The organism is Shewanella marina JCM 15074, assembly GCF_000614975.1.
Classification (GTDB): domain Bacteria; phylum Pseudomonadota; class Gammaproteobacteria; order Enterobacterales; family Shewanellaceae; genus Shewanella; species Shewanella marina.
Window position 1 is genome coordinate 90,204 of the sequence record NZ_BALM01000001.1, and the last position, 22,328, is coordinate 112,531.

Annotated in this window: 22 protein-coding genes and 2 tRNA genes; 17 read left to right on the forward strand and 7 right to left on the reverse strand. The window is 40.4% G+C overall.

What is annotated here, in order from left to right; genetic code table 11:
* Positions 1–4: 4 nt before the first annotated feature.
* The 5 genes from efeB to JCM15074_RS00430 all read left to right on the forward strand — a co-directional run bounded on the left by efeB (position 5) and on the right by JCM15074_RS00430 (position 5,656).
* Positions 5–1,267: an iron uptake transporter deferrochelatase/peroxidase subunit gene (gene efeB / locus JCM15074_RS00410; protein ID WP_025819313.1), complete on the forward strand. Its 1,263-nt coding sequence runs from the start codon at positions 5–7 to the stop codon at positions 1,265–1,267.
* A gap of 113 nt (positions 1,268–1,380) precedes the next feature.
* Positions 1,381–1,920, forward strand: coding sequence for a redoxin family protein (locus JCM15074_RS00415; protein ID WP_025819314.1), 540 nt, complete (start codon positions 1,381–1,383; stop codon positions 1,918–1,920).
* 170 nt (positions 1,921–2,090) lie between these two features.
* Positions 2,091–2,507 (forward strand): DUF2057 family protein, encoded by a 417-nt coding sequence (locus JCM15074_RS00420; RefSeq protein ID WP_037468835.1) that lies wholly within the window; start codon positions 2,091–2,093, stop codon positions 2,505–2,507.
* Positions 2,508–2,821: 314 nt separating this feature from the next.
* Entirely contained in the window at positions 2,822–4,231 is a 1,410-nt protein-coding gene (locus tag JCM15074_RS00425; protein WP_025819316.1) for a DEAD/DEAH box helicase, read from the forward strand.
* 147 nt (positions 4,232–4,378) lie between these two features.
* Positions 4,379–5,656 (forward strand): RNA polymerase sigma factor, encoded by a 1,278-nt coding sequence (locus JCM15074_RS00430; protein WP_025819317.1) that lies wholly within the window; start codon positions 4,379–4,381, stop codon positions 5,654–5,656.
* 111 nt (positions 5,657–5,767) lie between these two features.
* Here JCM15074_RS00430 and JCM15074_RS24480 read toward each other — a convergent pair whose 3' ends face one another.
* The 4 genes from JCM15074_RS24480 to JCM15074_RS00450 form a co-directional block, all read right to left on the reverse strand.
* Positions 5,768–5,992: a hypothetical protein gene (locus JCM15074_RS24480; RefSeq protein ID WP_037468765.1), complete on the reverse strand. Its 225-nt coding sequence runs from the start codon at positions 5,990–5,992 to the stop codon at positions 5,768–5,770.
* Positions 5,993–6,098: 106 nt separating this feature from the next.
* Complete coding sequence (locus JCM15074_RS00440; protein ID WP_025819318.1) at positions 6,099–7,226, reverse strand: hypothetical protein; 1,128 nt, start codon at positions 7,224–7,226, stop codon at positions 6,099–6,101.
* Positions 7,227–7,327: 101 nt separating this feature from the next.
* Positions 7,328–7,612, reverse strand: a complete 285-nt coding sequence (locus JCM15074_RS00445) for a hypothetical protein (protein WP_025819319.1) — start codon at positions 7,610–7,612, stop codon at positions 7,328–7,330.
* A 233-nt stretch (positions 7,613–7,845) separates the two neighbouring features.
* Positions 7,846–8,550 (reverse strand): hypothetical protein, encoded by a 705-nt coding sequence (locus JCM15074_RS00450; RefSeq protein WP_025819320.1) that lies wholly within the window; start codon positions 8,548–8,550, stop codon positions 7,846–7,848.
* Between the two features lie 160 nt (positions 8,551–8,710).
* Here JCM15074_RS00450 and JCM15074_RS00455 point away from each other — a divergent pair, with 160 nt between their 5' ends.
* The gene (locus JCM15074_RS00455; RefSeq protein ID WP_037468767.1) at positions 8,711–9,247 is read left to right on the forward strand and encodes a hypothetical protein; all 537 of its coding nucleotides are present in this window, start codon (positions 8,711–8,713) and stop codon (positions 9,245–9,247) included.
* A gap of 5 nt (positions 9,248–9,252) precedes the next feature.
* Here JCM15074_RS00455 and JCM15074_RS00460 read toward each other — a convergent pair whose 3' ends face one another.
* Together JCM15074_RS00460 and JCM15074_RS00465 are read right to left on the reverse strand one after the other, a co-directional pair.
* Positions 9,253–10,554: a coproporphyrinogen III oxidase family protein gene (locus JCM15074_RS00460; RefSeq protein ID WP_025819324.1), complete on the reverse strand. Its 1,302-nt coding sequence runs from the start codon at positions 10,552–10,554 to the stop codon at positions 9,253–9,255.
* 285 nt (positions 10,555–10,839) lie between these two features.
* Positions 10,840–12,078: an L-lactate MFS transporter gene (locus JCM15074_RS00465; RefSeq protein WP_025819325.1), complete on the reverse strand. Its 1,239-nt coding sequence runs from the start codon at positions 12,076–12,078 to the stop codon at positions 10,840–10,842.
* Positions 12,079–12,691: 613 nt separating this feature from the next.
* Between JCM15074_RS00465 and greA the strand changes: the two genes are divergently transcribed.
* Positions 12,692–13,168 (forward strand): transcription elongation factor GreA, encoded by a 477-nt coding sequence (gene greA / locus JCM15074_RS00470; protein WP_025819326.1) that lies wholly within the window; start codon positions 12,692–12,694, stop codon positions 13,166–13,168.
* A 75-nt stretch (positions 13,169–13,243) separates the two neighbouring features.
* On the opposite strand, the gene yhbY is transcribed toward greA, so the two are convergent.
* Positions 13,244–13,543, reverse strand: coding sequence for a ribosome assembly RNA-binding protein YhbY (gene yhbY / locus JCM15074_RS00475; protein WP_025819327.1), 300 nt, complete (start codon positions 13,541–13,543; stop codon positions 13,244–13,246).
* Positions 13,544–13,636: 93 nt separating this feature from the next.
* On the opposite strand from yhbY, the gene rlmE reads away from it, so the two are divergent.
* The 10 genes from rlmE to nusA all read left to right on the forward strand — a co-directional run bounded on the left by rlmE (position 13,637) and on the right by nusA (position 22,324).
* Positions 13,637–14,266, forward strand: a complete 630-nt coding sequence (gene rlmE, locus JCM15074_RS00480) for a 23S rRNA (uridine(2552)-2'-O)-methyltransferase RlmE (RefSeq protein WP_025819328.1) — start codon at positions 13,637–13,639, stop codon at positions 14,264–14,266.
* 48 nt (positions 14,267–14,314) lie between these two features.
* Complete coding sequence (ftsH, locus tag JCM15074_RS00485) at positions 14,315–16,279, forward strand: ATP-dependent zinc metalloprotease FtsH (RefSeq protein ID WP_025819329.1); 1,965 nt, start codon at positions 14,315–14,317, stop codon at positions 16,277–16,279.
* 68 nt (positions 16,280–16,347) lie between these two features.
* Positions 16,348–17,184, forward strand: coding sequence for a dihydropteroate synthase (gene folP, locus JCM15074_RS00490; RefSeq protein WP_025819330.1), 837 nt, complete (start codon positions 16,348–16,350; stop codon positions 17,182–17,184).
* Between the two features lie 51 nt (positions 17,185–17,235).
* A complete protein-coding gene (gene glmM, locus JCM15074_RS00495; protein WP_025819331.1) occupies positions 17,236–18,567 on the forward strand; it encodes a phosphoglucosamine mutase in 1,332 nt (443 codons plus the stop codon).
* Positions 18,568–18,797: 230 nt separating this feature from the next.
* Positions 18,798–19,580: a triose-phosphate isomerase gene (gene tpiA / locus JCM15074_RS00500; RefSeq protein WP_025819332.1), complete on the forward strand. Its 783-nt coding sequence runs from the start codon at positions 18,798–18,800 to the stop codon at positions 19,578–19,580.
* 3 nt (positions 19,581–19,583) lie between these two features.
* Positions 19,584–19,925, forward strand: coding sequence for a preprotein translocase subunit SecG (secG, locus tag JCM15074_RS00505; RefSeq protein WP_025819333.1), 342 nt, complete (start codon positions 19,584–19,586; stop codon positions 19,923–19,925).
* A gap of 10 nt (positions 19,926–19,935) precedes the next feature.
* Positions 19,936–20,022, forward strand: a tRNA-Leu gene (locus JCM15074_RS00510).
* A gap of 76 nt (positions 20,023–20,098) precedes the next feature.
* Positions 20,099–20,175 (forward strand) — tRNA-Met (locus JCM15074_RS00515).
* A gap of 167 nt (positions 20,176–20,342) precedes the next feature.
* Positions 20,343–20,798, forward strand: coding sequence for a ribosome maturation factor RimP (gene rimP / locus JCM15074_RS00520; RefSeq protein ID WP_025819334.1), 456 nt, complete (start codon positions 20,343–20,345; stop codon positions 20,796–20,798).
* A 26-nt stretch (positions 20,799–20,824) separates the two neighbouring features.
* Positions 20,825–22,324, forward strand: coding sequence for a transcription termination factor NusA (nusA, locus tag JCM15074_RS00525; RefSeq protein WP_025819335.1), 1,500 nt, complete (start codon positions 20,825–20,827; stop codon positions 22,322–22,324).
* The last annotated feature ends 4 nt before the right edge of the window (positions 22,325–22,328 follow it).

Genomic DNA, 22,328 nt, shown 5'->3' on the forward strand with positions numbered 1-22,328 from the left:
TACGATGAAAAACACGCAAAACTTGGCGACTGCAGTTGTATCTCGCCGCAATGTTCTCAAAGCCATCGCTGCAGGTAGTGCAGCTTTAACATTACCAAGTATGGCTGCATCTGCGCCAAAGACGTGCCATGACTACGCTAAAGTGATCAAGTTTAACGATTTGCATCAAGCTGGGGTGATCACCAAAGAGCAAAAAGATGCCTCATTTATTGCTTTTGATGTTACGACAGAAAGCCTTGATGAGCTTGAGCAGTGCTTTAAAATCCTCACCGATCGCATCGCCTATTTGACCCAAGCTCATGCTATTACGCCCAACACTAACGACAAATTACCCCCTCGTGAATCCGGTATTTTAGGCAGTTACTTAAAACCAGATGCCCTTACAATTACCGTGGCACTTGGAGAGAGTTTGTTTGATTCTCGTTTTGGCTTTAGTGCATTTAAACCTAAGCGTTTGGTTGAAATGAAGAGTTTTCCGAATGATCGATTAGAGCAAGATTGGTGTGGCGGTGACATCACACTACAAATCTGTGCTAACAGCCCTGAGAGCGTGATTTACGCCCTGCGTGATATTATTCGGCACACCAGTGCTTACCTTATTCCTGTTTGGAAAATGGATGGATTTCTACCGTCACGTAATATCGATAACCAATCAACACCTATTAACTTATTTGGTTTTAAAGATGGCACGGGTAATGCGCCAGCTGAAAGCTCTCAACTTATGGATGACATCGTTTGGGTAACGGATGATGACAAGGACCATGCGTGGTGTGTGGGAGGTAGCTATCAGGCCATCCGCTTGATTCGTTTTAATCTAGAGTTTTGGGATCGAACGCCGTTAGAAGATCAAGAAAATGACTTTGGTCGTCACAAAGTCAGCGGTGCACCAATCGGTATGAAACATGAGCAAGACTCACCGGAGTTTGATAAAGATCCCCACGGAGATCGCATCTTGTTTGACTCTCATATACGTCGAGCAGAGCCTCGTAATCCTCATCGTTATACCGCAGAGCTTCGGCGCCGAAGTTATAGTTACTCTCTGGGGGTCAGCAGTACTGGCGCTCTCGATATGGGGCTGATTTTTGTTTGTTATCAGCAAAACCTAAAGACAGGATTTATCGATACACAAAAACGGTTAAATGGAGAGCCGTTAGAGCGTTATGTAAAACCTTTCGGTGGTGGTTACTATTTTGTACTGCCTGGTTTGGATGGTAAGCAAACATATTTTGGACATCAACTGATTGAATTGGCAAAAAAGGTGGCTTAGTAAAGGAGAGTTTTACCATATAGCTTATTTAATGTTTATTTATCTGTTTATGTTATTAGCTTAATGGTGATGCTTGGTATAAATTCTAATCATTCTCATCATAAGGAATGTATATGACATATTCAGTAAAGTTAAAGGCAGGTGACTCTTTTCCTGATATTCAGGCGACATTGCTTGATGGCTCAGCTGTGACATTGGGTCAGCCAAGTGGTGATGCCACATGGCAAGCGGTAGTGGTGTATCGTGGTCGACATTGTCCGCTATGCACCAAATATCTTAATGCACTAGCGTCGTATACTCAGGCGTTAGCTGAAATTGGGGTTGATATTATTGCGGTGTCTGCAGACTCAAAAAGCCAGTTAGAACAGCATCTAACTCAGCTTGATATCAATTTTGCGATGGCTTATGGTTTATCGCAAGCTCAGCTTGAACAGTTAGGTTTGTATATTTCAGTGCCGCGTAGCGCACAAGAAACGGATCACAATTTTGCTGAACCAGGGCTGTTTATTGTCAATGAGCATGGACAATTGCATGTGGTCGATATTGCCAATAATCCATTTACGCGACCTGATTTACAAACCTTAGTCAACGGGCTCGCTTGGATCCGTAATCCTGATAATCATTATCCTATTCGTGGTACATTTAGTTATTAGTTAATCAGGGGCATTCAGCCCCTTTTTTATATCAGAATAAAATTTTTAATATTAGTTTGAAATTTTTTATTAGTTCACTTGTTCTTATTCATTACACATATAACACATTTATTTTTTACTTTTAGTGATTTTTAAATTAGTCAATATTGGAGTTAATGATGAATATTAATATGAATAAGTTATCAGCTTTACTTGTTACAATCGGATTGTCGTTATCATTTAATACTGTCGCTGCAACCATCACTTTTCCGGCTGAATTAGAAGTGGAAGGCATTAATGGTGAGCATGGTCAATACGGGCAAACTGTTGAAGTGACGTCTGGCAAGCAGCTCATCATGGTGCGTTATCGTGAGATGTTTCATGGGCCTAGTGCAGATAGTGGCCGCTTTACGACATCAAATAAGCTCTATCTACAAGCGGATATAAAGCAAGGGGAGTATCAGGTGAGCTTGCCTGATATTCATTCTGAAATCGCCGCCCATCAGTTTATTAATGCGCCGCAAATTATGTTGGTTGATAGTCAAGGTAACACAGAAACTAAAACATTATTAACTAACTATCAGATGATGGCGTTATTAATAGAGTAATACTTTATTTAAATATTATTTATTTTAAATGGTCTGTTTTTTATTTTATAAATAAATGTTTAGTTAGGCTAATTCTATAAAACGAAGACATTCAAATATTAATTGTTAATCTACATTTATATCGTTTCAGTGATCCGCTTTTTAACGTTGCAAGAGACTCGTTGTGCGCTTATTGGTTAAAACAGTAAGATCGAACCCTTTAGTACCATAACATTTAAAGCTAAACGGTTCGATTTGCTGCTATAATCCCCATACTGCATTCCTGTTACGCATTTGCGGACAGCCTGTTTATCAAATTTTCACTGAGATCTGCAATGGCATTTTCTAAGCTTGGATTAAGCGATCCTATTTTAAAAGCGGTAACCGAACTGGGTTATCAAACACCTACATCTATTCAATCTAAGACCATCCCAGTAGTTCTGAGTGGCCGCAATGTTATTGCAGCAGCGCAAACGGGTACAGGTAAAACTGCAAGTTTTGTATTACCGATTTTAGAAAAACTGAGTCAAGCACAGACGCAACGTAAAAAACGTGTGCGTGCCTTAATTCTTGCGCCAACTCGCGAGCTAGTCGTGCAGGTTGAACGTAATGTTGCCTTGTATAGTAAACACTTACCACTGACATCATTAGCGATGTATGGTGGTGTTGATGCAAAAGCACAAAAGCAGGCATTAATTGAAGGTGTTGATATCCTAGTGGCGACTCCTGGTCGTTTACTTGATATGTATACTCAACGTGCTGTGCATTTTGATGAACTTGAAGTGCTGGTACTTGATGAAGCTGACCGTATGCTAGATATGGGCTTTATTGAAGACATCAATAAGATTTTAGAAAAGCTACCAGAAGCTAGACAAAGTTTACTGTTTTCTGCCACTTTGAATAATCAAGTGCGTGCTTTAGCGAAGACGGCCATTGTTAAGCCTGTAGAAATATCAGTGATTAGCGATAACGATGCTAAGCCTAAAATTAAGCAGTGGTTGGTTGCGGTTGATAAAGATAAAAAGTCGGCATTATTGAGCCAGTTGATCCAAGAGCATAATTGGCAGCATGCATTAATCTTTATTGAAACAAAGCAAGGCGCGGCTAAGCTTGTTAGCCAACTTGAGAAACGTGGCATTGTTGCCGAGGCGTTTCATAGTGGTCGTAGCCAAGCGATTCGTGAGCAATTACTGGCTGACTTTAAAACCGGAAAAGTGGGTTTATTAGTCGCTACGGGTGTTGCTGCTCGTGGTATTGATATTGACGATTTACCGCTTGTGGTGAACTACGATTTACCATTTCCTGCATCTGACTATATTCATCGTATTGGTCGTACAGGCCGTGCTGGTGCTACGGGTGAAGCGGTATCATTTTTATCAAAAGATGACTTTAAGAACCTTTGCGCAATTGAAAGTAAGCTAGGGCACATTATTGATCGCGTCGAAGTTGAAGGTTTTGCACCTAAAAAGCCAATGCCTGTATCAATTTTAAACTATGTGCCGAAAGCAAAAAAACAAAATGATGCTAAAGCAATAAAAGAAGCTAAAGCGAGCGATAGCCGTGATCCATATGCGAACAGTAAGGTACCTAGCACGACCACTAAAAAGCCGCGTACGCCTAAGCCTAAAATAGGGCAGTTAACCTTGAATAAAGGTAAATCTGCTGAGCGTGGTAAAGAGAGTGCTGTTCGTAGCAGTAAACCCAAACCAAGTACTGACAATAAAGTGAATCCTTGGAATAACTGATTAATAGATAATGAGTTAAGCTACAATTAGTTAATCGATAACGACTTTAAAAGCGAACTATTTCAGTTCGCTTTTTTATTGTCTAAATTTGCTAATGAGTAACAATAGTCGTTATGGTGTTAAGGGGTAGCTGATGAGTATCTGTTAATGAACTATGACATAGAGCACGCGCTACAGCAGTTATATATAAGTCATTCACCACAACTGCTTGCTGTGTTAACCCGTATATTTGGTGCTCACCAACTGCAAATTGCTGAAGATGTGTTACATGACACTTATGCCCAAGCATTAACGCATTGGCAGCAACAAGGAATGCCTAAACAACCTCAAGCTTGGCTGACTAAAGCCGCTAAAAACCGCGCCATTGATATCATCCGTGCTAATCGTACTCAATTAAAATACGCAACTGATTTACAACAGTTATTAACCAGTGAGTGGGCACTAACTGCGCAGGTTCAATTTGAATTTGAGGCTGATAATATTAAAGATGATCAACTGCGCATGATGTTTATGTGCTGCCATCCAGATATCAAGTCTGCGAATCGTCTACCTTTTGTATTAAATGTATTATGCGGTATGTCGACGGGCGCGATTGCCGATGCGTTATTTATTGAGCAAAGCACAGTAAAAAAGCGATTATTAAGAACCAAACAACAACTACGAGAGCATCACTTTTGTATTCCTGATGAGCAACAAATACCGGCGGCTTTAGCCAGTGTGCATACTATTTTATATCTGTTATTTAATGAGGGATTTTATGGTAAATCGGCTGATAAGGACTCAAATAGACAGCGTTGCCAAGAGGCGATTGGGTTGCTTAAACTATTAGTTGATGACAGTCGTTTCTATCATCGTGACAGCCTTGCACTGTTTGCATTAATGCATTTTTTGATTGCTCGAATTGATGCTAAAACAGATCAGTTAGGTAATATTATCCCTCTTGATTTACAAGATCGTCGTTGCTGGCAGCAACAGTATTTAAATACTGGCTATTTTTTCATGTCGCAGGCCAAAAAAATGGCTGATAGGGGGAGTAGCCGTTTTTATTATGAAGCACAAATTGCTGAAATTCACAGCCAAGCAGAGAGTTTTGCTGATACTGATTGGCCTAAAATTGTGACTTGTTATCAGCATTTATTTAAGTTAACTCAATCACCTATCATTAGACTGAATCAGGCCATCGCAATGGCATATGCTGGAGATGAATTAGCGGCGTTATTAGTGGTTGAGCAAGCCGCTGAGCATAAATTATTGCGCCAATCCTATATGCCGTTAGCCACACAGGCACATATACAAGCTAAGTTAGGGCATAAGCAGCAAGCTTATTTATTAGCTGAGCAAGCACAAAAGCAAGGAGGCACTGCTATTGAACATCAACAAATGATGTCACAAATAGAGCGCCTATTGGCTGCTAGTCGAGATTAACAACTTCTCTTACTTCAACGGTTACATCCGGGCTGTGAAGTACTGGGCATTGTTTAGCTAAAGTGACCGCTTGCTCAATAGTTTCTGCCTTGATAATTGAATAGCCTGAAACTAACTCTTTAAACTCTGCTGCAGCAATATCTGTGACAACGCCATCAGGCTAATTTGTTTGCCTGAGTATTCCAATGGCGATCCACCTGAAACCAGTAATTGTTTGGCAGCCAAGTCGCCAAGCCACTGTTGCCATTGCTGCATTACTTCAGCCATTTGCGCTTCTGAAGTATGGTCCATCCAATCAGGATCGCCGCCTTTATAAATCAGCATATAATCTTTCATATAAACTCCTTTTGTAAAAATCGAGATTAAGACTGTCGTCTTATTTTAATAACGATCGAGTGATTAAAATGGAGACATTTATGTATTTATTAACTTATGAAAAAAGTTACTCATCAAGAATTTTGGCATTAAAGATAACCACTTCGGTATCAATGGTATGGTCCATATCATCAATGACGACCACTAATCCTTGAAAGACATAAATGACCAACATTTGTACCACGATGCCAGTTATTCCTACGGTTGCAAAGAGGATTAATAGGAAATAGAGATGGGCAATGCGATTCATCCATTTGTAAAACGCAGGATGGAACACCAGTTGTGTTTTACTAAAAAAAGCAGTCATAGTTGGTACTAAACCACGGTGATAGGGCACATCCATACTGGGTCTATCTATAATAGCGACTCGAATTTGATGCAGCAGGCGATTGGTATGTTGCTTCATCAGTGAGTAGGAGAGTTGTTCATTAAGGAATTTCTGCAGATCGCTGCGCCACTCTGTAAATGGGATATTGTGCTGTTCTTTACCTAATAGTTCGATATCACGTTCAAAGGCGGCTAGATTGTCCATGGCTTGGCGATGTAATTCGGTAATCTCTAATTGTTTACGTTTTACGATGCCAAAGGTGATTGCTAATGCAATACCAAATACGGCACCGACCGATGTCACTGCAATAGAAAGTGATGGGCTATTTGAATAGGTAAAAATATCAAAATCGGTCACCTTATTGAGTTCAAGTAGTAGTACTCTAATACTTAAATGGACTGCCATGGTGCCAAATACAAGAGTCAGAACTGAAGTACCAAATACTTCAGTGAGCTGATGACCCACGCGCAATAGCCTCACTAATCTAAGTAATCGAAATAATCGTAATAGCACCAACATATCAATGGCATTAGAATCAATAATACCCAGTGGTTGTAGTACCACTAACAATGAAGGCAGTGTCGCTAGAATTTCAGCAAAAAGTTGTGCCAGTTCTTGTGGGCTACGGCGGTTAATTGTTTTAAGTTGTAAGCCAATATCTAGGCTAAAAACCAGTAGGAAAAATAGTTCAATTAACCATAATTGAGGACTACCAATCGGTAACGCAGTAGGATATTCATGCTCAATGAATAGCAATAAAATAGAACAGATTACAGTGAAGGTTAAGAGACTGAAATAACGTTTGCCGTTATCAGTATTGGGATTACTTAATGAGGATAAAAATGAAATACTAGTATTAGAATACATGTCCATTGCCGTTCATTGGGCATCCTGCCCTGAATGTATTCTTAGATTGTCAGTTTTGGCTAAATAAATGTCAAATTTACCTAGCCTTAAAAGAAATTATATTAACGTAATTGCTGCCATGTTGAGGCGTGGGTTGGTTCGATTTTTGGCTCTGCTTGATTATGTTGTATTACGCTAAAAGTGATCATTAGCATGACGACGGTTAAACCTAAAAATCGTTTTGAAAATAAACAAAACAACGCGATACCTGTTAATAATATTAATATAGCTTGCCATGCATTTAAGTTAAGTTTATCCATTACTGGATCCATTCTGTCATAAAAGGTGTGCAACATAGCAAAGCCTACCGCAACAATGCCGATACCAGCGAATACTTTAAAATTCATGATTGTCTATCCTTAACTCACATCAAACTAAAACGCAAAATTGTTACACATACTACAAAAGTACTTAACTTTGCCGAATTTTAGGTTTAAACAGGCATTAAACAACTAGTAATTACATAAAATGTGGTGTAGCGCACAAGTTTATTGTTGTTTAATTATTGTGCGCTCTTGTCTGTCAGAATGAAACCGCTTTTTCAGCATAAATTAGATTATTTAATTGGAGACTTAGACGGTTATTTACGCTTGATTCTAAAAGGTTTTATTTGTTGAAAGAGCAATAATATTCCGGTTAAGCAAAACAACACTGAAAAGCTAGCAAAACTGATTAAAAGTGGGTTGTTAAAATCTTCTCGCTCATCGTAATCCATAATGTGTAACATCCAGAAAAAATCGAAAATGCGCCAAATATGACTTCTTATGGTGTGCAGCTGACCTGAATTGGCATCAATATAGAGGGTGCTACGGTAGACATCGTCAAATTGAATGGCCCATAGCTGTGGTTTATAACCAGTTTCTCTTGGACCTTTAGCTAAGTATTGACTTGATTGAATTGAGCCACTGCCAAGATAGTGCTGCTTAGCGATGGTTTGTGCTTCAATTTGGCTTAAAGGAACGGCTAATTGACCTGTCACCGCGTCGATAATAATACGCTTGCTTGGGGTGATGACTTCAATAATAGCTTGATTTAAACGGTGACTAAAAAGCAGTTGTTGTAATTGTGGGTATTGTTGGGTAACTGCATTAATATCAATTAAGTAATCATCGATATTGAGAGGGTTTGTTATATGTTTAGTCGCAATATGTTTTCCATGAACTAACGCTAATGGAATCGCACTCATGACTAACCCGCCTATTAACCAAAGTAAAATTTGCAGTGCCAACATATAGCCAAACCATTTATGTAATTTTCGAGCGTATTTAAAAATCCGTTTATTCATATCGAGCCTAGATGGTGGAGTGGATTAGATATCATTGCATAGTCGTTATTAAGCTTCAAAGTGATGCTAATGAATGAACCTAATGATGCCAATTAATAATGCGGAGTTAATTAGGCTTGATTAAACTTATGGGTTATTAACTCATTTTAGGTCATTAGGTATGAGTCGCTTTATATGGATATTGTTATTGATAAGCAGCAGTTGTTTTGCTGATATGAGTGGTACTAAATATATTTACTTATATGACAAATATCAGCAAAGCCATCAAATAGGTAAGATTAATTTTACTGAACAGGAGGGCAAGATTAAGTATCAGCTAGATATTGATACTCATACCTTTAAAGATTACTTTTTATCAATGAAAGAGATGAAGTGTCTCGAGGGGCCAGAGCTCTGGTGCTATATTCCCTATCCATATCATAATCCGCATTTTATAACGCAGACAGATCTAGCATGGCTAGAGCACGATTTATTATTTATGTATAAACCTAAAGGCAGCTTTGGCGCCAATTTATGGAATGGTATCTATTACAAATTAAAGATCAACTCACAGCAGCAGATTGAAGGGCTGGCACATAGTGTTGATTTAAATATCATTGCAGCGCCAAGCGAGCAAATTCAAGCTCCAATTAAATTAGTCGATTTGGATGAGTCGGAGCCTGAATTACGCTGGTTACCTACAATCGTGATTAAGTAGGGGAGTTATAACGTGATAGCGTATTGGTCACTGTTAATTTCTCGGGCCTGCTCTCTTAACCAGTCCATACCTGATAAGAAGCCTGTAAACATTTTTAAGGCAACAAATTCACCATGTTCAGTCGTGCGATAGTCTTGCCCTTGTTTGGTTAATGCACCGATTGAAATTAAGAAGCTTAATTCTAGTGGGAATGCCTGCCATAAGCTCTTGCCAGTATGTTGTTTAAATGCATGGTTATTGAGGTAACCATGACCCATCATTATCATTAATTGGTGTTGCATTAAGGCTTTATCATCAATCATTTTATAATGGGTTGTGCCGCTATTGTGGCGATTAATTAATTCAATGTACTGTTCAATATTAAAACTTGAGATCCTAAACTGATTGCCAAATCGGCCGAAGGCGCCTGAACCAACACCAAAGCAATCTTCACCATCAAGCACATATTTATTATCGGTTGCTTGTTGAATACGGCTAAATGTCCAAGGGTATTCTTGGTGATAATGATCCGCTAAGCTTGATTTTACCTGCTGAAATAAAGGCCATAATTGATGCGGGTTCCCTGCTAGCACGCCAGCTTTCTTACGGTTTTTGCCTATACCTAATGTCAGAGGATAAGTGGTAATTTGCGCTGGATTTATGCTTTTGGCTATTTCAATATCATATGCAACATCGTCTATCGTTTGGTTTTTAAAGCCATACATTAAATCCATATTAACCGTTGGGAATAATTGATTAGCTTGCAAGATATATTCAGCTTGCTGGGCGGCACTACCAAATTTCTCATAACGACCTGTATTCTTTAATACTTGATCATTAAAACTTTGGACACCAATTGACATTCGATCGACTAAACCCACTAAACGTTGCGGATTGCCCTCAGCAAAATAGATTGGATCACTTTCACACGAGACTTCTCTGATATGAGTTGTTGATTTTATTTGCTCAATGAGTTTAATTAATTCGTCTTCTAAAATAGTTGTTGTGCCGCCACCAATATAGACTCGATTAAAGCGATAACCTTGTTGTAATACATGAGTAATCTCTTGCTTTAATGATTGGAAGTATTGCATAGCTAAATCATGGTTAAATTTAACTTTGTGGAACGAACAAAATCGGCATAAGGTGTGGCAAAACGGAATATGAATATAGAGTGTTTCAATTGGCTTTTCAGGTACATGATCGTTATGAGTGTTGAGAGGCATAGCCGTTGATAAAGATAAAGATTGGCTAATGGCTTTATTCATCACCCAATCAAGGCTATCAGTTGCAATATATAATTTATTATCAGCAAAAAACGAGTTCATATATCAGGCCTTTTACAATACAAACATACCAAATAAGAGGAAACAACTTTACGTTGGGGTATTTTGATATTGCTTTAAATTTAATTATTGCTAATTAGCCTAATGGATATGGCAGTGTTAAAATGTCGGATAGGTACAGAATTAATATATAGAAATATATTTTACTGATATTTGAGTTATCAATCTAATAATTGAATAATGGCAAATGTGAATATAAAAAAATGTAAACAAGCGCACAGAAAAAATGCGGCACTAAGGCCGCATTAATATTGAATCAATTCGATGTTATGCAAATGCACTATTATCTTGATTAGATTGTTCAACTAAAGTTTCACTATCAACGGGCTTAGTAAACCAAGACAATGCAACTGCAACACCTAGCATTGCGGCACAAATACCATAGGCAAGTTCATAAGAACCTGTGGTATCTACAGCAATAGCTGCCACTACCGGACCAATAAAGCCACTGATGCCCCAAGCAGTATAAAGTACACCATAGTTAGCACCGTAATTTTTCAAACCATAAAAATCAGCCGTAATGGTTGGGAATACCGCCAATAAGGTACCGTAACCAATACCGGCTAATGCAGCGCCGATAGTTAGGGCTAGATCTGATTCATAAGTGGCAAACATTAGCATGTTAATGCCTTGGATGATAAAGGCGAGCATTAAGGTTTTTAGGCCACCAATCTTATCTGCCAAGATACCTGCTGCAACACGGCCACCTGAGTTAAAGATAGCTAAAATCACAACAAGGTAAGCCGCTTGAGTGATATTTGCTTGGGTTGCGGCAATAGAGGTGATGTTACCGATCAACATTAAACCAGCAGCAGAGGCGAAAGCATACATTACCCATAATGAATAAAACTGTGGGGTTTTAATCATTATTTTCCAGCTAATGTTTAGTGCAGGTTTAATGCTACCTTGATAGCCTTTAGGCGCATCAGGGACATAGTCTGTTGGTGGGTTTGAAATAGTACATGCTAATGGGATCGCAATAACTAAAATCGCAATACCAAGAATTAGGAAGCTTTGATTAATACCAAAATGAACAATCAGAGTTGATGTTAATGGTGCTAAATAAACTGCAGCTAAACCAAAACCTGCAGCAATTAAGCCATTAACTAGGCCTTTTTTCGATGGGTGGAACCATTTCATTGCTGATGGCGCAAGGCAAGCATAGCCAAAACCAATACCACAGCCTGTCATGACACCAAAGCTTAGCGTCAGCAATAGCGGGCTGGTGGCAAGGCTTGAAACGATCATACCTAAACCGACCATGGTGATACCGAGCAACAATACACGGCGAGGACCCATTTTGTCTTGTAGAATGCCAGCAACAAGTAATGATAATGCAAAGCTAATAACACCAATGGTATATGGCATAGAAGCATCTGCATTTGACCAATTAAGATCTGTTACAAGGGCCTGTTTAAATACGCTCCACGCGTACAAAATACCCATACAAAGGTTGATACAGAAGCCTGCAGCTAGGATCTGTACGGGTTTACTGAATTTTATCATGTTGGTCTCAAAAACAGAGTTTACCGCTTATGTTTTTGTGAGCAAAAAAGCGACACGGTAAGCGATAATTTAGGTCAATATTATTTGGTTATTTTATGAGCGATAGTTGTTTTGCTCAAAAGGCAGCGGATTTTATGGAGCTAAATTAGAATTGTCAAAGTAATTGATTGATTGTAACCGACACGTCTTTTCAGTTGTCGCATTGGTTTTAATTATGTTGTATATGTTATTTTAAGTCGTTAGCTAATGGCTTGGTTGTAGAGTGGATGCTACTCGTTAAAATGATCAATACTATTTTTTGATGATGAAATATGATTGTTTGCTTTTTACTATCAGTAAAATCAGATTGTTTTATATTTGCTGTAAATTTAATCATCTATAGTTCTACATTTGCTACAAAGCACAAATTTTTGCGCTAACGCCTAGTAACTGAAGCCAAGGTTGAGTAAGCTAACATCAATTAGCTTGAGTTAATTGCACCCTTTTAGTTAGTGCTTATAAATTACAGTGCTTACAACTACAGACAGTAATTAAGTACAATTTCAAATAAAATAAATATTTGCTTAGTCACTACTTGGCAGAGGGTGCTTTTGCTTTACAGGAGAGAAAATAAATGAATAAAGTTCCGATGACATTAGTTGGTGCTGAACAGCTGCGTAAAGAATTAGATATGCTTAAATTCGAAAAGCGTCCGCAGATTACTGACGCGATTGGAACAGCTCGTGAGCTAGGCGATTTAAAAGAAAACGCTGAATATCACGCAGCTCGTGAAGAGCAGGGTATTTGTGAAGCGCGTATTCGCGATATTGAAGGTAAGCTTTCAAACGCACAAATTATTGATGTCACTAAAATGGAAAATACGGGCCGTGTTATTTTTGGCACGACTGTGACAATTTTAAATTTAGATACTGATGAAGAAGTCACTTATCGTATTGTGGGCGAGGATGAAGCAAACATTAAAGAGAATCTAATCTCTGTAAGTTCGCCGATTGCCCGTGGCTTGATTGGTAAAAACCTTGATGATGAAGTCACCATTAACACGCCTGGTGGCCAAACAGATTTCGAGATCATCGCGGTAAAATATATCTAATTTTTAGATTTAGACGTTTCGGATACAAAAAAGCCAGTTGACGAATATCAACTGGCTTTTATTCAGTCTACAGACTTATTTTGCGCGAGGCAGAGCGACTTTCATCTCTTCTGACTGGCGGAATAACACTAAAACGTGTCCAATAAGCTGTACTTTGGTAGACTGGGTTTCACGTACAATGGCATCAACGATTGCATTTTTAAGCTCTCTATCTGTAGAGGCCACTTTCACTTTGATCAGTTCATGATGAGCGAGTGCATTGTCAATTTCAGCCAGTACACCTTCAGTCAGACCATTGGCACCAAGCATTACAACTGGCTTAAGATTATGTGCTAAGCCTTTTAGATGCTGTTTTTGTTTGGTTGTTAAGTTCATTTATACCAACTTTTGCTGAGTTACTGTTGAAAAAACGCTATTCTACCCTTATATACCTTTTATGTAACACTCATTTTTTGTTGCGGATGTTAAATGTCAGCTAAAAAACGTACAGCCAGCTCCAGTCGGTGGATGCAAGAACACTTCGATGACCATTATGTGAAATTAGCACAGAAGCGTGGTTTACGCTCTCGTGCTGCTTTTAAGTTGGAAGAATTACAGCAAAAAGATCAACTCATTCGTGCTGGAATGACGGTTGTTGATTTAGGTGCCGCACCTGGTGGGTGGTCACAAGTTGCAGTAAAACTTGCAGGTGATAAAGGCAAGGTTATTGCATGTGATATTTTACCGATGGACCCAATCGTCGGTGTCGATTTCCTTCAAGGTGACTTCCGTGAAGAGAAAGTTCTTGATGCTTTACTTGAGCGTGTAGGTGAAGAGAAAGTTGATGTGGTATTATCAGATATGGCTCCAAATATGAGTGGTTCAGATGGTGTCGATCAACCGCGAGCCATGTATTTAGTGGAGTTAGCCTTAGATATGTGCCATCAAGTTTTGGCACCTAATGGTTGCTTTGCCGTCAAAGTATTCCAGGGGGAGGGTTTTGACGAATACATGAAAGCCGTTCGGCAAGCATTTAAGACTGTAAAAACTCGGAAGCCAGATTCTTCAAGAGCGCGCTCTCGTGAAGTGTATTTGGTAGCGACAGGCTACAAGTTGTAGTAGTCTATTGATTAATAACGCAAGGCTTTATAAACGAGGTCAAGTAATTTGAGTGACATGGCTAAGAACATAATACTCTGGGTTGTCATCGCTGTAGTGTTGATGTCAGTTTTTCAGGGTTACTCCCCCTCTACGTCGTCGACGCAGAAGATGGATTATTCAACTTTCCTTAATGATGTTAATAAAGGACAGGTTACAAGTGTTGAAATTAAAAGTGATCAACGCACCATTGATGGTGTAATGCGCAATGGTGAAAAATTTGTCACTATTATGCCGATTTATGATCGCGATTTAATCAATCAATTAGACAACAAAGGTGTGGCGATGAAAGGCCAAGCAGCAGAGGAATCTGGCTTCTTGACTCAAATCTTCATCTCTTGGTTCCCTATGTTACTGCTAATTGGTGTGTGGATATTCTTCATGCGTCAAATGCAAGGCGGTGGCGGTAAAGGCGCGATGTCATTTGGTAAGAGTAAAGCCAAATTGATGAGCGAAGACCAAATTAAAACCACTTTTGCGGATGTTGCTGGTTGTGATGAAGCAAAAGAAGAAGTGAAAGAATTGGTGGATTATTTACGTGATCCAACTAAATTCCAGAAATTGGGTGGTCGAATTCCTACCGGTATTTTGTTGGTAGGCCCTCCAGGTACAGGTAAAACATTACTTGCAAAAGCCATTGCTGGTGAAGCTAAAGTTCCGTTTTTCACTATTTCTGGTTCTGACTTCGTTGAAATGTTTGTGGGTGTGGGTGCGTCTCGTGTACGTGACATGTTTGAACAAGCTAAAAAGTCTGCACCTTGTATCATCTTTATCGATGAAATTGATGCTGTAGGTCGTCAACGTGGCGCTGGTCTAGGTGGTGGACACGATGAGCGTGAACAAACACTAAACCAAATGCTAGTTGAGATGGATGGTTTCGAAGGCAACGAAGGTATTATTGTTATCGCTGCAACTAACCGTCCAGACGTATTAGATGCTGCATTACTTCGTCCAGGCCGTTTTGACCGTCAAGTGGTAGTTGGTTTACCTGACGTACGTGGTCGTGAGCAGATCCTTAAAGTACATATGCGTAAGATCCCTGTGGGTGATGACGTTAAAGCAAGTGTGATTGCTCGTGGTACACCGGGTTTCTCTGGTGCTGACTTAGCTAACTTAGTTAACGAGGCTGCACTCTTTGCTGCTCGTGGTGACCGCCGCGTGGTAAGCATGGAAGAGTTTGAGCGTGCTAAAGATAAGATCATGATGGGTGCAGAACGTCGCTCAATGGTAATGTCTGAAGCTGAAAAAGAGATGACGGCTTACCATGAAGCGGGTCATGCGATTATTGGTTATTTAATGCCAGAGCATGATCCAGTGCATAAGGTTACAATTATTCCTCGTGGTCGTGCGCTAGGTGTTACCTTCTTCTTACCTGAAGGTGATCAAATTAGCCAAAGCCGTCGTAAACTAGAGTGTCAAATCTCGGTTGCATACGGTGGACGTTTAGCTGAAGAACTTATCTTTGGTCACGATGCGGTATCGACTGGTGCATCACAAGATATTAAATATGCAACGTCAATTGCACGTAACATGGTGACTCAGTGGGGCTTCTCTGAAAAGCTAGGTCCACTACTTTATGCTGAAGAAGAAGGTGAAGTATTCTTAGGTCGTAGCATGGGTAAATCATCACATATGTCTGATGATACTGCGGCAATGATTGATAGCGAGATCAAGCTAATTATTGATCGTAACTATGATCGTGCTTACCAAACCCTAAACGACAATATGGATATTCTTCATTCAATGAAAGACGCATTGATGAAGTATGAAACTATTGATTCACTACAAATTGCAGATCTAATGGCGCGTCGTGAAGTTAGACCGCCTGCTGACTGGACCGCTGATGATAAGAACAATCATGACGATCATGGTCAAGGTAAAACAATTGATGCTGAACCAGTAGCTAAAGCTGAAACCGATGAGCAACAAGACAAACCTGAAGTAGGTCCTGTCGATGAATCTCCGGCGAAGTAACTACTAACTCAATATTGAAGAAAACCCCGTTACGGGGTTTTCTTGTTTATGGATTATTATAAAATAACATGTTCCAATTGACTTCAAAGAAGCGCACTTTAGCGCTCGATAGCCCACAAGTGATGGGGATTTTAAATACCACCCCTGATTCATTTTCTGACGGTGGCCAATATCACCAATTTGATGGCGCATGCCAGCAAGCAAGGGAGATGATTGCCGCTGGTGCCAGTATTATTGATATTGGTGGCGAGTCGACCCGCCCCGGTGCGCAAGCCGTTAGTGTTGAACAGGAGCTTGCTCGGGTTATCCCTCTGGTAGAATACATTGCCGCTAATTTTGATGTGTGGATCTCGCTTGACACCAGTAAGCCTGAAGTTATGCAGGCGGGCATTGATGCTGGTGCGCATATGATTAATGATGTGAGAGCCTTACAAGAGCCTGGTGCTTTAGCGATGGCCGCAAAATTAGATGTGCCAGTATGTTTGATGCATATGCAAGGACAACCTCGCACTATGCAAATGGCTCCTGAATACGATGATGTTATTGTTGATATAAAGCAATTTTTACAAGATAGAGTAGACGCTTGTTTAGCTGCAGGTATTAAAAAACAGCAGCTTATATTAGATCCAGGTTTTGGATTTGGTAAAACTCTTGCTCATAACTATGAGCTATTAGGCAGATTAAATGAGTTTAGTTGGTTAGGATTACCTGTTTTGGCAGGGCTATCTCGTAAAAGTATGTTTGGTCAATTATTAGCACGAGACGTGACTGATCGTTTACCTGCCAGTTTGGCGGGTGCATTAATTAGCATTCAGCAAGGTGCACAGATCGTTCGTGTGCATGATGTACAACAAACTATGGATGTTGTACGAGTATGGCAAGCAACTGAAACCTATATTAGATAATTTAAGAAAGTTTGTTTTTGATCGACAAACAAAGGATGTTCGGAGAATAAAATGAGAAAGTTTTTTGGCACAGACGGCATTCGTGGTCGTGTTGGTGCAGGTAAGATGACCCCAGAATTAGCACTAAAATTAGGTTGGGCTGCTGGGCGTGTTTTATCTCGTAAAGGCACTAAGAAAGTTATTATTGGTAAGGATACCCGTATTTCAGGTTACTTGTTTGAGTCTGCATTAGAAGCTGGTTTATCAGCGGCAGGATTAAACGTCATGTTGATGGGCCCTATGCCGACACCTGCTGTAGCATACTTAACGCGCACTTTCCGCGCAGAAGCAGGCGTGGTGATTAGTGCTTCGCACAATCCTTACTATGATAATGGCATTAAGTTCTTCTCGGCTGATGGCAGCAAGCTTGATGATGAAATTGAATTAGCCATTGAAGCTGAACTTGAAAAACCACTTGTTTGTGTTGAATCACATGAGCTTGGTAAAGTGGCTCGTATTGATGATGCTGCGGGTCGTTATATCGAGTATTGCAAAGGTAATTTCCCTGCTGATATGACCTTAGAAGGGTTAAAAATTGTTGTCGATTGCGCCCATGGCGCAACCTACCATATTGCCCCTAATGTGTTTAGAGAGCTAGGTGCTGAAGTGGTTGCCATTGGTGATCAACCTAATGGTATTAATATCAACGATAAAGTTGGTGCGACTTCAATGGGTGCTATTTGTGAAGCCGTCGTTGCAGAGCAAGCTGACCTAGGTATTGCATTAGACGGCGATGGTGACCGTATTATGATGGTCGATCATTTAGGTAATGTGATTGATGGTGACCAAATTCTGTATATTCTGGCTAAAGATGCTAAAGAAAATGGCACTTTAGTGGGCGGTGTTGTTGGTACCTTAATGTCTAATTTAGGCCTTGAGTTAGCACTTGCAGAGCTTGATGTTCCATTTGAACGTTCAAAAGTGGGCGATCGCTATGTGATGGAGTTACTGAAAACCAAAGGTTGGCGTATCGGTGGTGAGAATTCGGGTCACATTCTTGATTTAGCCCATGGCACAACTGGTGATGGTATCGTTGCCGGTATTTTAGTGTTAGCGGCTATGCGTCGTAAACAAGTGAGCCTGATTGACATGGTTGATGGTATGAACATGTTGCCACAAGTGCTTGTCAATGTTCGTTTTGAAGGTGAAAATGATCCATTAGCGAGTGAGCAGGTTGCACAAGCCCAATTGTTGGTAGAACAAGCACTTGGTGCGCGTGGACGTGTGTTACTTCGCAAATCAGGTACAGAGCCCTTGATCCGAGTGATGGTTGAAGGGGATGATTATGAGCAAGTTATGGCACACGCAAATAGCATTGCTGAGGCTGTAAAAATCGGGGTATAGTAACGAGCTTTATGTTATCCCTACTTGAAGTTATTAAGGCGATTGCAAATAGTAACTTCAAGTCGTTTAGCTACATAGCTAACGGTTGATTGCAAAACCTTGATAACCAAAGGCTTGTTTTTGACCGAAAAGTAAGCGAATGACTAATTAAATCAAAAATATCGACAATTAACTATTGTAAGTTAATTAGTGGTTCGCTATTATTCTCGCCGCTTTCAGAGGAGATAGAAATGGCGCTTAGACGTCCGATGGTAGCAGGGAATTGGAAAATGAATGGTAGTGCAGAGCTTGCACAAGAGCTATTCACCAAGTTTGCCGCTAAGCTGAAAAACGATTCTGCTGAAGTTGTATTGTGTCCACCGACTATTTACTTAGAAAGTGTTAGACAACTACTTAATGCAAATAAAGAAGCCCTTGATGGCTGCTTAGTCCGAATGGGAGCTCAGAACCTGAGTCAACATGATTTTGGTGCATACACTGGCGAAATCTCAGGACAAATGCTTAAAGATTCTGGTTGTCGTTATGTTATTATTGGTCATTCGGAACGTCGTCGTATGTATGGCGAAACGAGTGATATCGTAGCGGAGAAATTCGCTGCAGCTCAAAAGCACGGCATGACGCCTATTTTATGTGTAGGTGAATCCGGCCCAGCTCGTGAAGCAAGACGCACTTTTGAAGTGATTGCTGAAGAGCTAGATGTGGTAATCGAAAAGAACGGTACCATGGCTTTTGATAATGCAATTATCGCTTACGAGCCTTTATGGGCTGTGGGGACAGGTAAGAGCGCTACGCCAGAGCAGGCACAAGAAGTTCATGCGTTTATACGCAAACGTCTCTCTGAAGTGTCTCCATACATTGGAGAAAATATCAGGATTTTGTACGGTGGTAGCGTAACACCGAGTAATGCTGCAGACTTGTTTGCACAACCTGATGTTGATGGTGGATTGATTGGCGGTGTAAGCCTTAACTCAACTGAGTTTCTAAGCTTATGCAGCATAGCGATGAGCGCATAGATTATGTACGAAGTACTGATTGTAGTTTATTTAATAGTAGCGATTGGCCTAGTTGGTTTAATTTTAATTCAACAAGGTAAAGGTGCTGACATGGGTGCTTCTTTTGGCGCCGGTGCTTCAGGTACTTTATTCGGTTCAAGTGGTGCAGGTAACTTCTTGACTCGTACAACCGCAATTCTTGCGATTTGTTTTTTTGCACTAAGCCTAATTATTGGTAACTTAAGTGCAAATCACAGCAAGGATAAGGATATTTTGGATCTTCCTGCTTCTAATACTGTGGTAACTCAGCCTGCGGCTCCAGTTGCACCAGTAACAACTCCAGCAGAAGACAAAATTCCAGATTAAACCAGGTGTCGCCGAGGTGGCGGAATTGGTAGACGCGCAGCCTTGAGGTGGCTGTGACCTAACGGTCGTGCGGGTTCAAGTCCCGCTCTCGGCACCAAATTTAACTAACAAATTAAATAATTTATTAGTTATTGCAAGTTGAGATAATAATCAATATACTTGCACCCAGTTGACGCGGGATGGAGCAGTATGGTAGCTCGTCGGGCTCATAACCCGAAGGTCGTCGGTTCAAATCCGGCTCCCGCAACCAACTCCCAGTTTGTTGAATATCGGTATTCTTCAACTGTTTACAGGTTCTTATCGAAATTACCTCGTATTTTACGGGGTTTTTTGTTATATGGACTTTTAAATTTGTCGTCTAGATACGACACTGACTGGGGCTTTATGCCCTTTTTTTGTTTTTTGGGGGTCATCATCGTGGCAACGTTAGAATCCAAATTAGAACAGATGCTAAGAGTGCCTGTAGAGGCATTAGGTTATCAGATGTGGGGTATTGAATATATCCAAGCTGGTAAACACTCTATTTTGCGTCTTTATATCGATAGCGACAACGGCATCAATATTGAAGATTGTGCTGAAACCAGTCGTCAAGTTAGCGCAGTGCTCGATGTTGAGGACCCAATTTCAACAGAATTTACCCTAGAGGTTTCTTCGCCAGGTGTGGATAGACCGCTATTTAATGCTGAGCAATACGCTAAATATATCGGCGAAGATGTGAAGCTTCAATTGACTATGCCTGTAGCGGGTAGTCGTAATTTAAAAGGCGCTGTTAGCAAAGTAGAAGGTCAAATGCTTTCTGTTGTTGTTGATGGTAACGAGCTTGTTGTCGCATTGGATAATATCCGCAAAGGCAACGTAATCGCTAAATTTTGATTGTTTCAAGGTGAACGAGGCAAGAGATGAATAAAGAGATCCTGCTAGTCGCTGAGGCTGTTTCAAACGAAAAAGCTGTTCCGCGCGAGAAGATTTTTGAAGCGCTAGAGATTGCTCTAGCCACAGCAACCAAGAAAAAGTACGAAGGTGATATCGACGTACGCGTATCAATTGATCGCAAGACTGGTGATTACGAAACTTTCCGTCGTTGGATGGTTGTTGCTGATGAAGGTAATGCGCTTGAAAACCCATTCCGTGAAATCACATTAGAAGCGGCTCAATTTGAAGATCCAACTATCCAACCGGGTGGTTTTATCGAAGATGAGATCGATTCAGTTGTATTTGACCGTATTACTACACAAACAGCTAAGCAAGTTATTGTTCAGAAAGTTCGTGAAGCTGAGCGTGCTCAAGTTGTTGAGCAGTTCCAAGACAAAGAAGGTGAGTTAATCACTGGTGTTGTTAAGAAGAGCAATCGTGACAGTGTTGTAGTTGATTTAGGTAATAACGCTGATGGTGTATTATTTAAAGAAGACTTAATCGCTCGCGAATCATTCCGTCCAGGCGATCGCGTTCGTGCATTCTTATACTCTGTACGTCCAGAAGCTCGTGGCGCTCAGATTTTCTTAACTCGTACTAAGCCTGAAATGCTAATTGAGCTTTTCCGTGTTGAAGTACCTGAGATTGCCGATGAGATGATCGAAATCATGGGCGCTGCTCGTGATCCTGGTTCTCGTGCAAAAATCGCAGTTAAGTCAAACGATAAGCGTATCGATCCAATTGGTGCTTGTGTGGGTATGCGTGGTGCGCGTGTTCAGGCTGTATCAAATGAGTTAGGCGGTGAGCGTGTTGATATCGTACTTTGGGATAATAACCCAGCACAATATGTGATCAATGCGATGTCACCTGCAGATGTAGCATCTATCATTGTAGATGAAGATAATCATTCTATGGATATTGCTGTAGAAAGCGATAGCCTAGCACAAGCTATTGGCCGTAATGGTCAAAACGTACGTTTAGCAACTCAACTAACAGGTTGGGAATTAAACGTAATGACAGTTGAAGATATGGCGAAGAAGCATCAAGCTGAAAGCGCAAAAGTGGTAACATTATTTGTTGAATCACTTGATATCGATGCTGAATTTGCACAGGTATTAGCTGATGAAGGCTTTAGCTCTTTAGAAGAGATTGCTTATGTACCAGAAACAGAATTGCTAGCAATTGATGGTCTTGATGACGATATCGTTGCAGCATTACGTGAGCGTGCAAAAGCGGCTATTACAACTCGTGCATTAGCCAATGAAGAAGCATTAGATGGCGTAGAGCCAAGTGCTGATTTATTAGCACTTGAAGGTTTAGAGCGTCACCTAGCATTTACACTTGCAAGCAAGGGTGTTGTAACCCTTGAAGATCTTGCGGAGCAAGGTGTAGATGACTTAATGGATATTGAACAATTAACAGAAGAAAAAGCAGGCGAGCTAATTATGGCTGCGCGTAATATCTGTTGGTTTGGTGAAGACGCTTAAGTCG

What these genes read in the sequence shown, in the direction of transcription:
- JCM15074_RS00420 (WP_037468835.1), top strand. Translation starts at nt 2,091, where the DNA reads ATGAATAAGTTATCAGCTTTACTTGTTACAATCGGATTGTCGTTATCA.
- JCM15074_RS00450 (WP_025819320.1), bottom strand. Translation starts at nt 8,550, where the DNA reads ATGAATAAACGGATTTTTAAATACGCTCGAAAATTACATAAATGGTTT.
- glmM (WP_025819331.1), top strand. Translation starts at nt 17,236, where the DNA reads ATGAGAAAGTTTTTTGGCACAGACGGCATTCGTGGTCGTGTTGGTGCA.
- JCM15074_RS00440 (WP_025819318.1), bottom strand. Translation starts at nt 7,226, where the DNA reads ATGTATTCTAATACTAGTATTTCATTTTTATCCTCATTAAGTAATCCC.
- efeB (WP_025819313.1), top strand. Translation starts at nt 5, where the DNA reads ATGAAAAACACGCAAAACTTGGCGACTGCAGTTGTATCTCGCCGCAAT.
- JCM15074_RS00425 (WP_025819316.1), top strand. Translation starts at nt 2,822, where the DNA reads ATGGCATTTTCTAAGCTTGGATTAAGCGATCCTATTTTAAAAGCGGTA.
- JCM15074_RS00445 (WP_025819319.1), bottom strand. Translation starts at nt 7,612, where the DNA reads ATGAATTTTAAAGTATTCGCTGGTATCGGCATTGTTGCGGTAGGCTTT.
- JCM15074_RS24480 (WP_037468765.1), bottom strand. Translation starts at nt 5,992, where the DNA reads ATGAAAGATTATATGCTGATTTATAAAGGCGGCGATCCTGATTGGATG.
- yhbY (WP_025819327.1), bottom strand. Translation starts at nt 13,543, where the DNA reads ATGAACTTAACAACCAAACAAAAACAGCATCTAAAAGGCTTAGCACAT.
- JCM15074_RS00415 (WP_025819314.1), top strand. Translation starts at nt 1,381, where the DNA reads ATGACATATTCAGTAAAGTTAAAGGCAGGTGACTCTTTTCCTGATATT.
- nusA (WP_025819335.1), top strand. Translation starts at nt 20,825, where the DNA reads ATGAATAAAGAGATCCTGCTAGTCGCTGAGGCTGTTTCAAACGAAAAA.
- tpiA (WP_025819332.1), top strand. Translation starts at nt 18,798, where the DNA reads ATGGCGCTTAGACGTCCGATGGTAGCAGGGAATTGGAAAATGAATGGT.
- JCM15074_RS00465 (WP_025819325.1), bottom strand. Translation starts at nt 12,078, where the DNA reads ATGATAAAATTCAGTAAACCCGTACAGATCCTAGCTGCAGGCTTCTGT.
- folP (WP_025819330.1), top strand. Translation starts at nt 16,348, where the DNA reads ATGTTCCAATTGACTTCAAAGAAGCGCACTTTAGCGCTCGATAGCCCA.
- JCM15074_RS00430 (WP_025819317.1), top strand. Translation starts at nt 4,379, where the DNA reads ATGAACTATGACATAGAGCACGCGCTACAGCAGTTATATATAAGTCAT.
- JCM15074_RS00455 (WP_037468767.1), top strand. Translation starts at nt 8,711, where the DNA reads ATGAGTCGCTTTATATGGATATTGTTATTGATAAGCAGCAGTTGTTTT.
- secG (WP_025819333.1), top strand. Translation starts at nt 19,584, where the DNA reads ATGTACGAAGTACTGATTGTAGTTTATTTAATAGTAGCGATTGGCCTA.
- JCM15074_RS00460 (WP_025819324.1), bottom strand. Translation starts at nt 10,554, where the DNA reads ATGAACTCGTTTTTTGCTGATAATAAATTATATATTGCAACTGATAGC.
- rlmE (WP_025819328.1), top strand. Translation starts at nt 13,637, where the DNA reads ATGTCAGCTAAAAAACGTACAGCCAGCTCCAGTCGGTGGATGCAAGAA.
- greA (WP_025819326.1), top strand. Translation starts at nt 12,692, where the DNA reads ATGAATAAAGTTCCGATGACATTAGTTGGTGCTGAACAGCTGCGTAAA.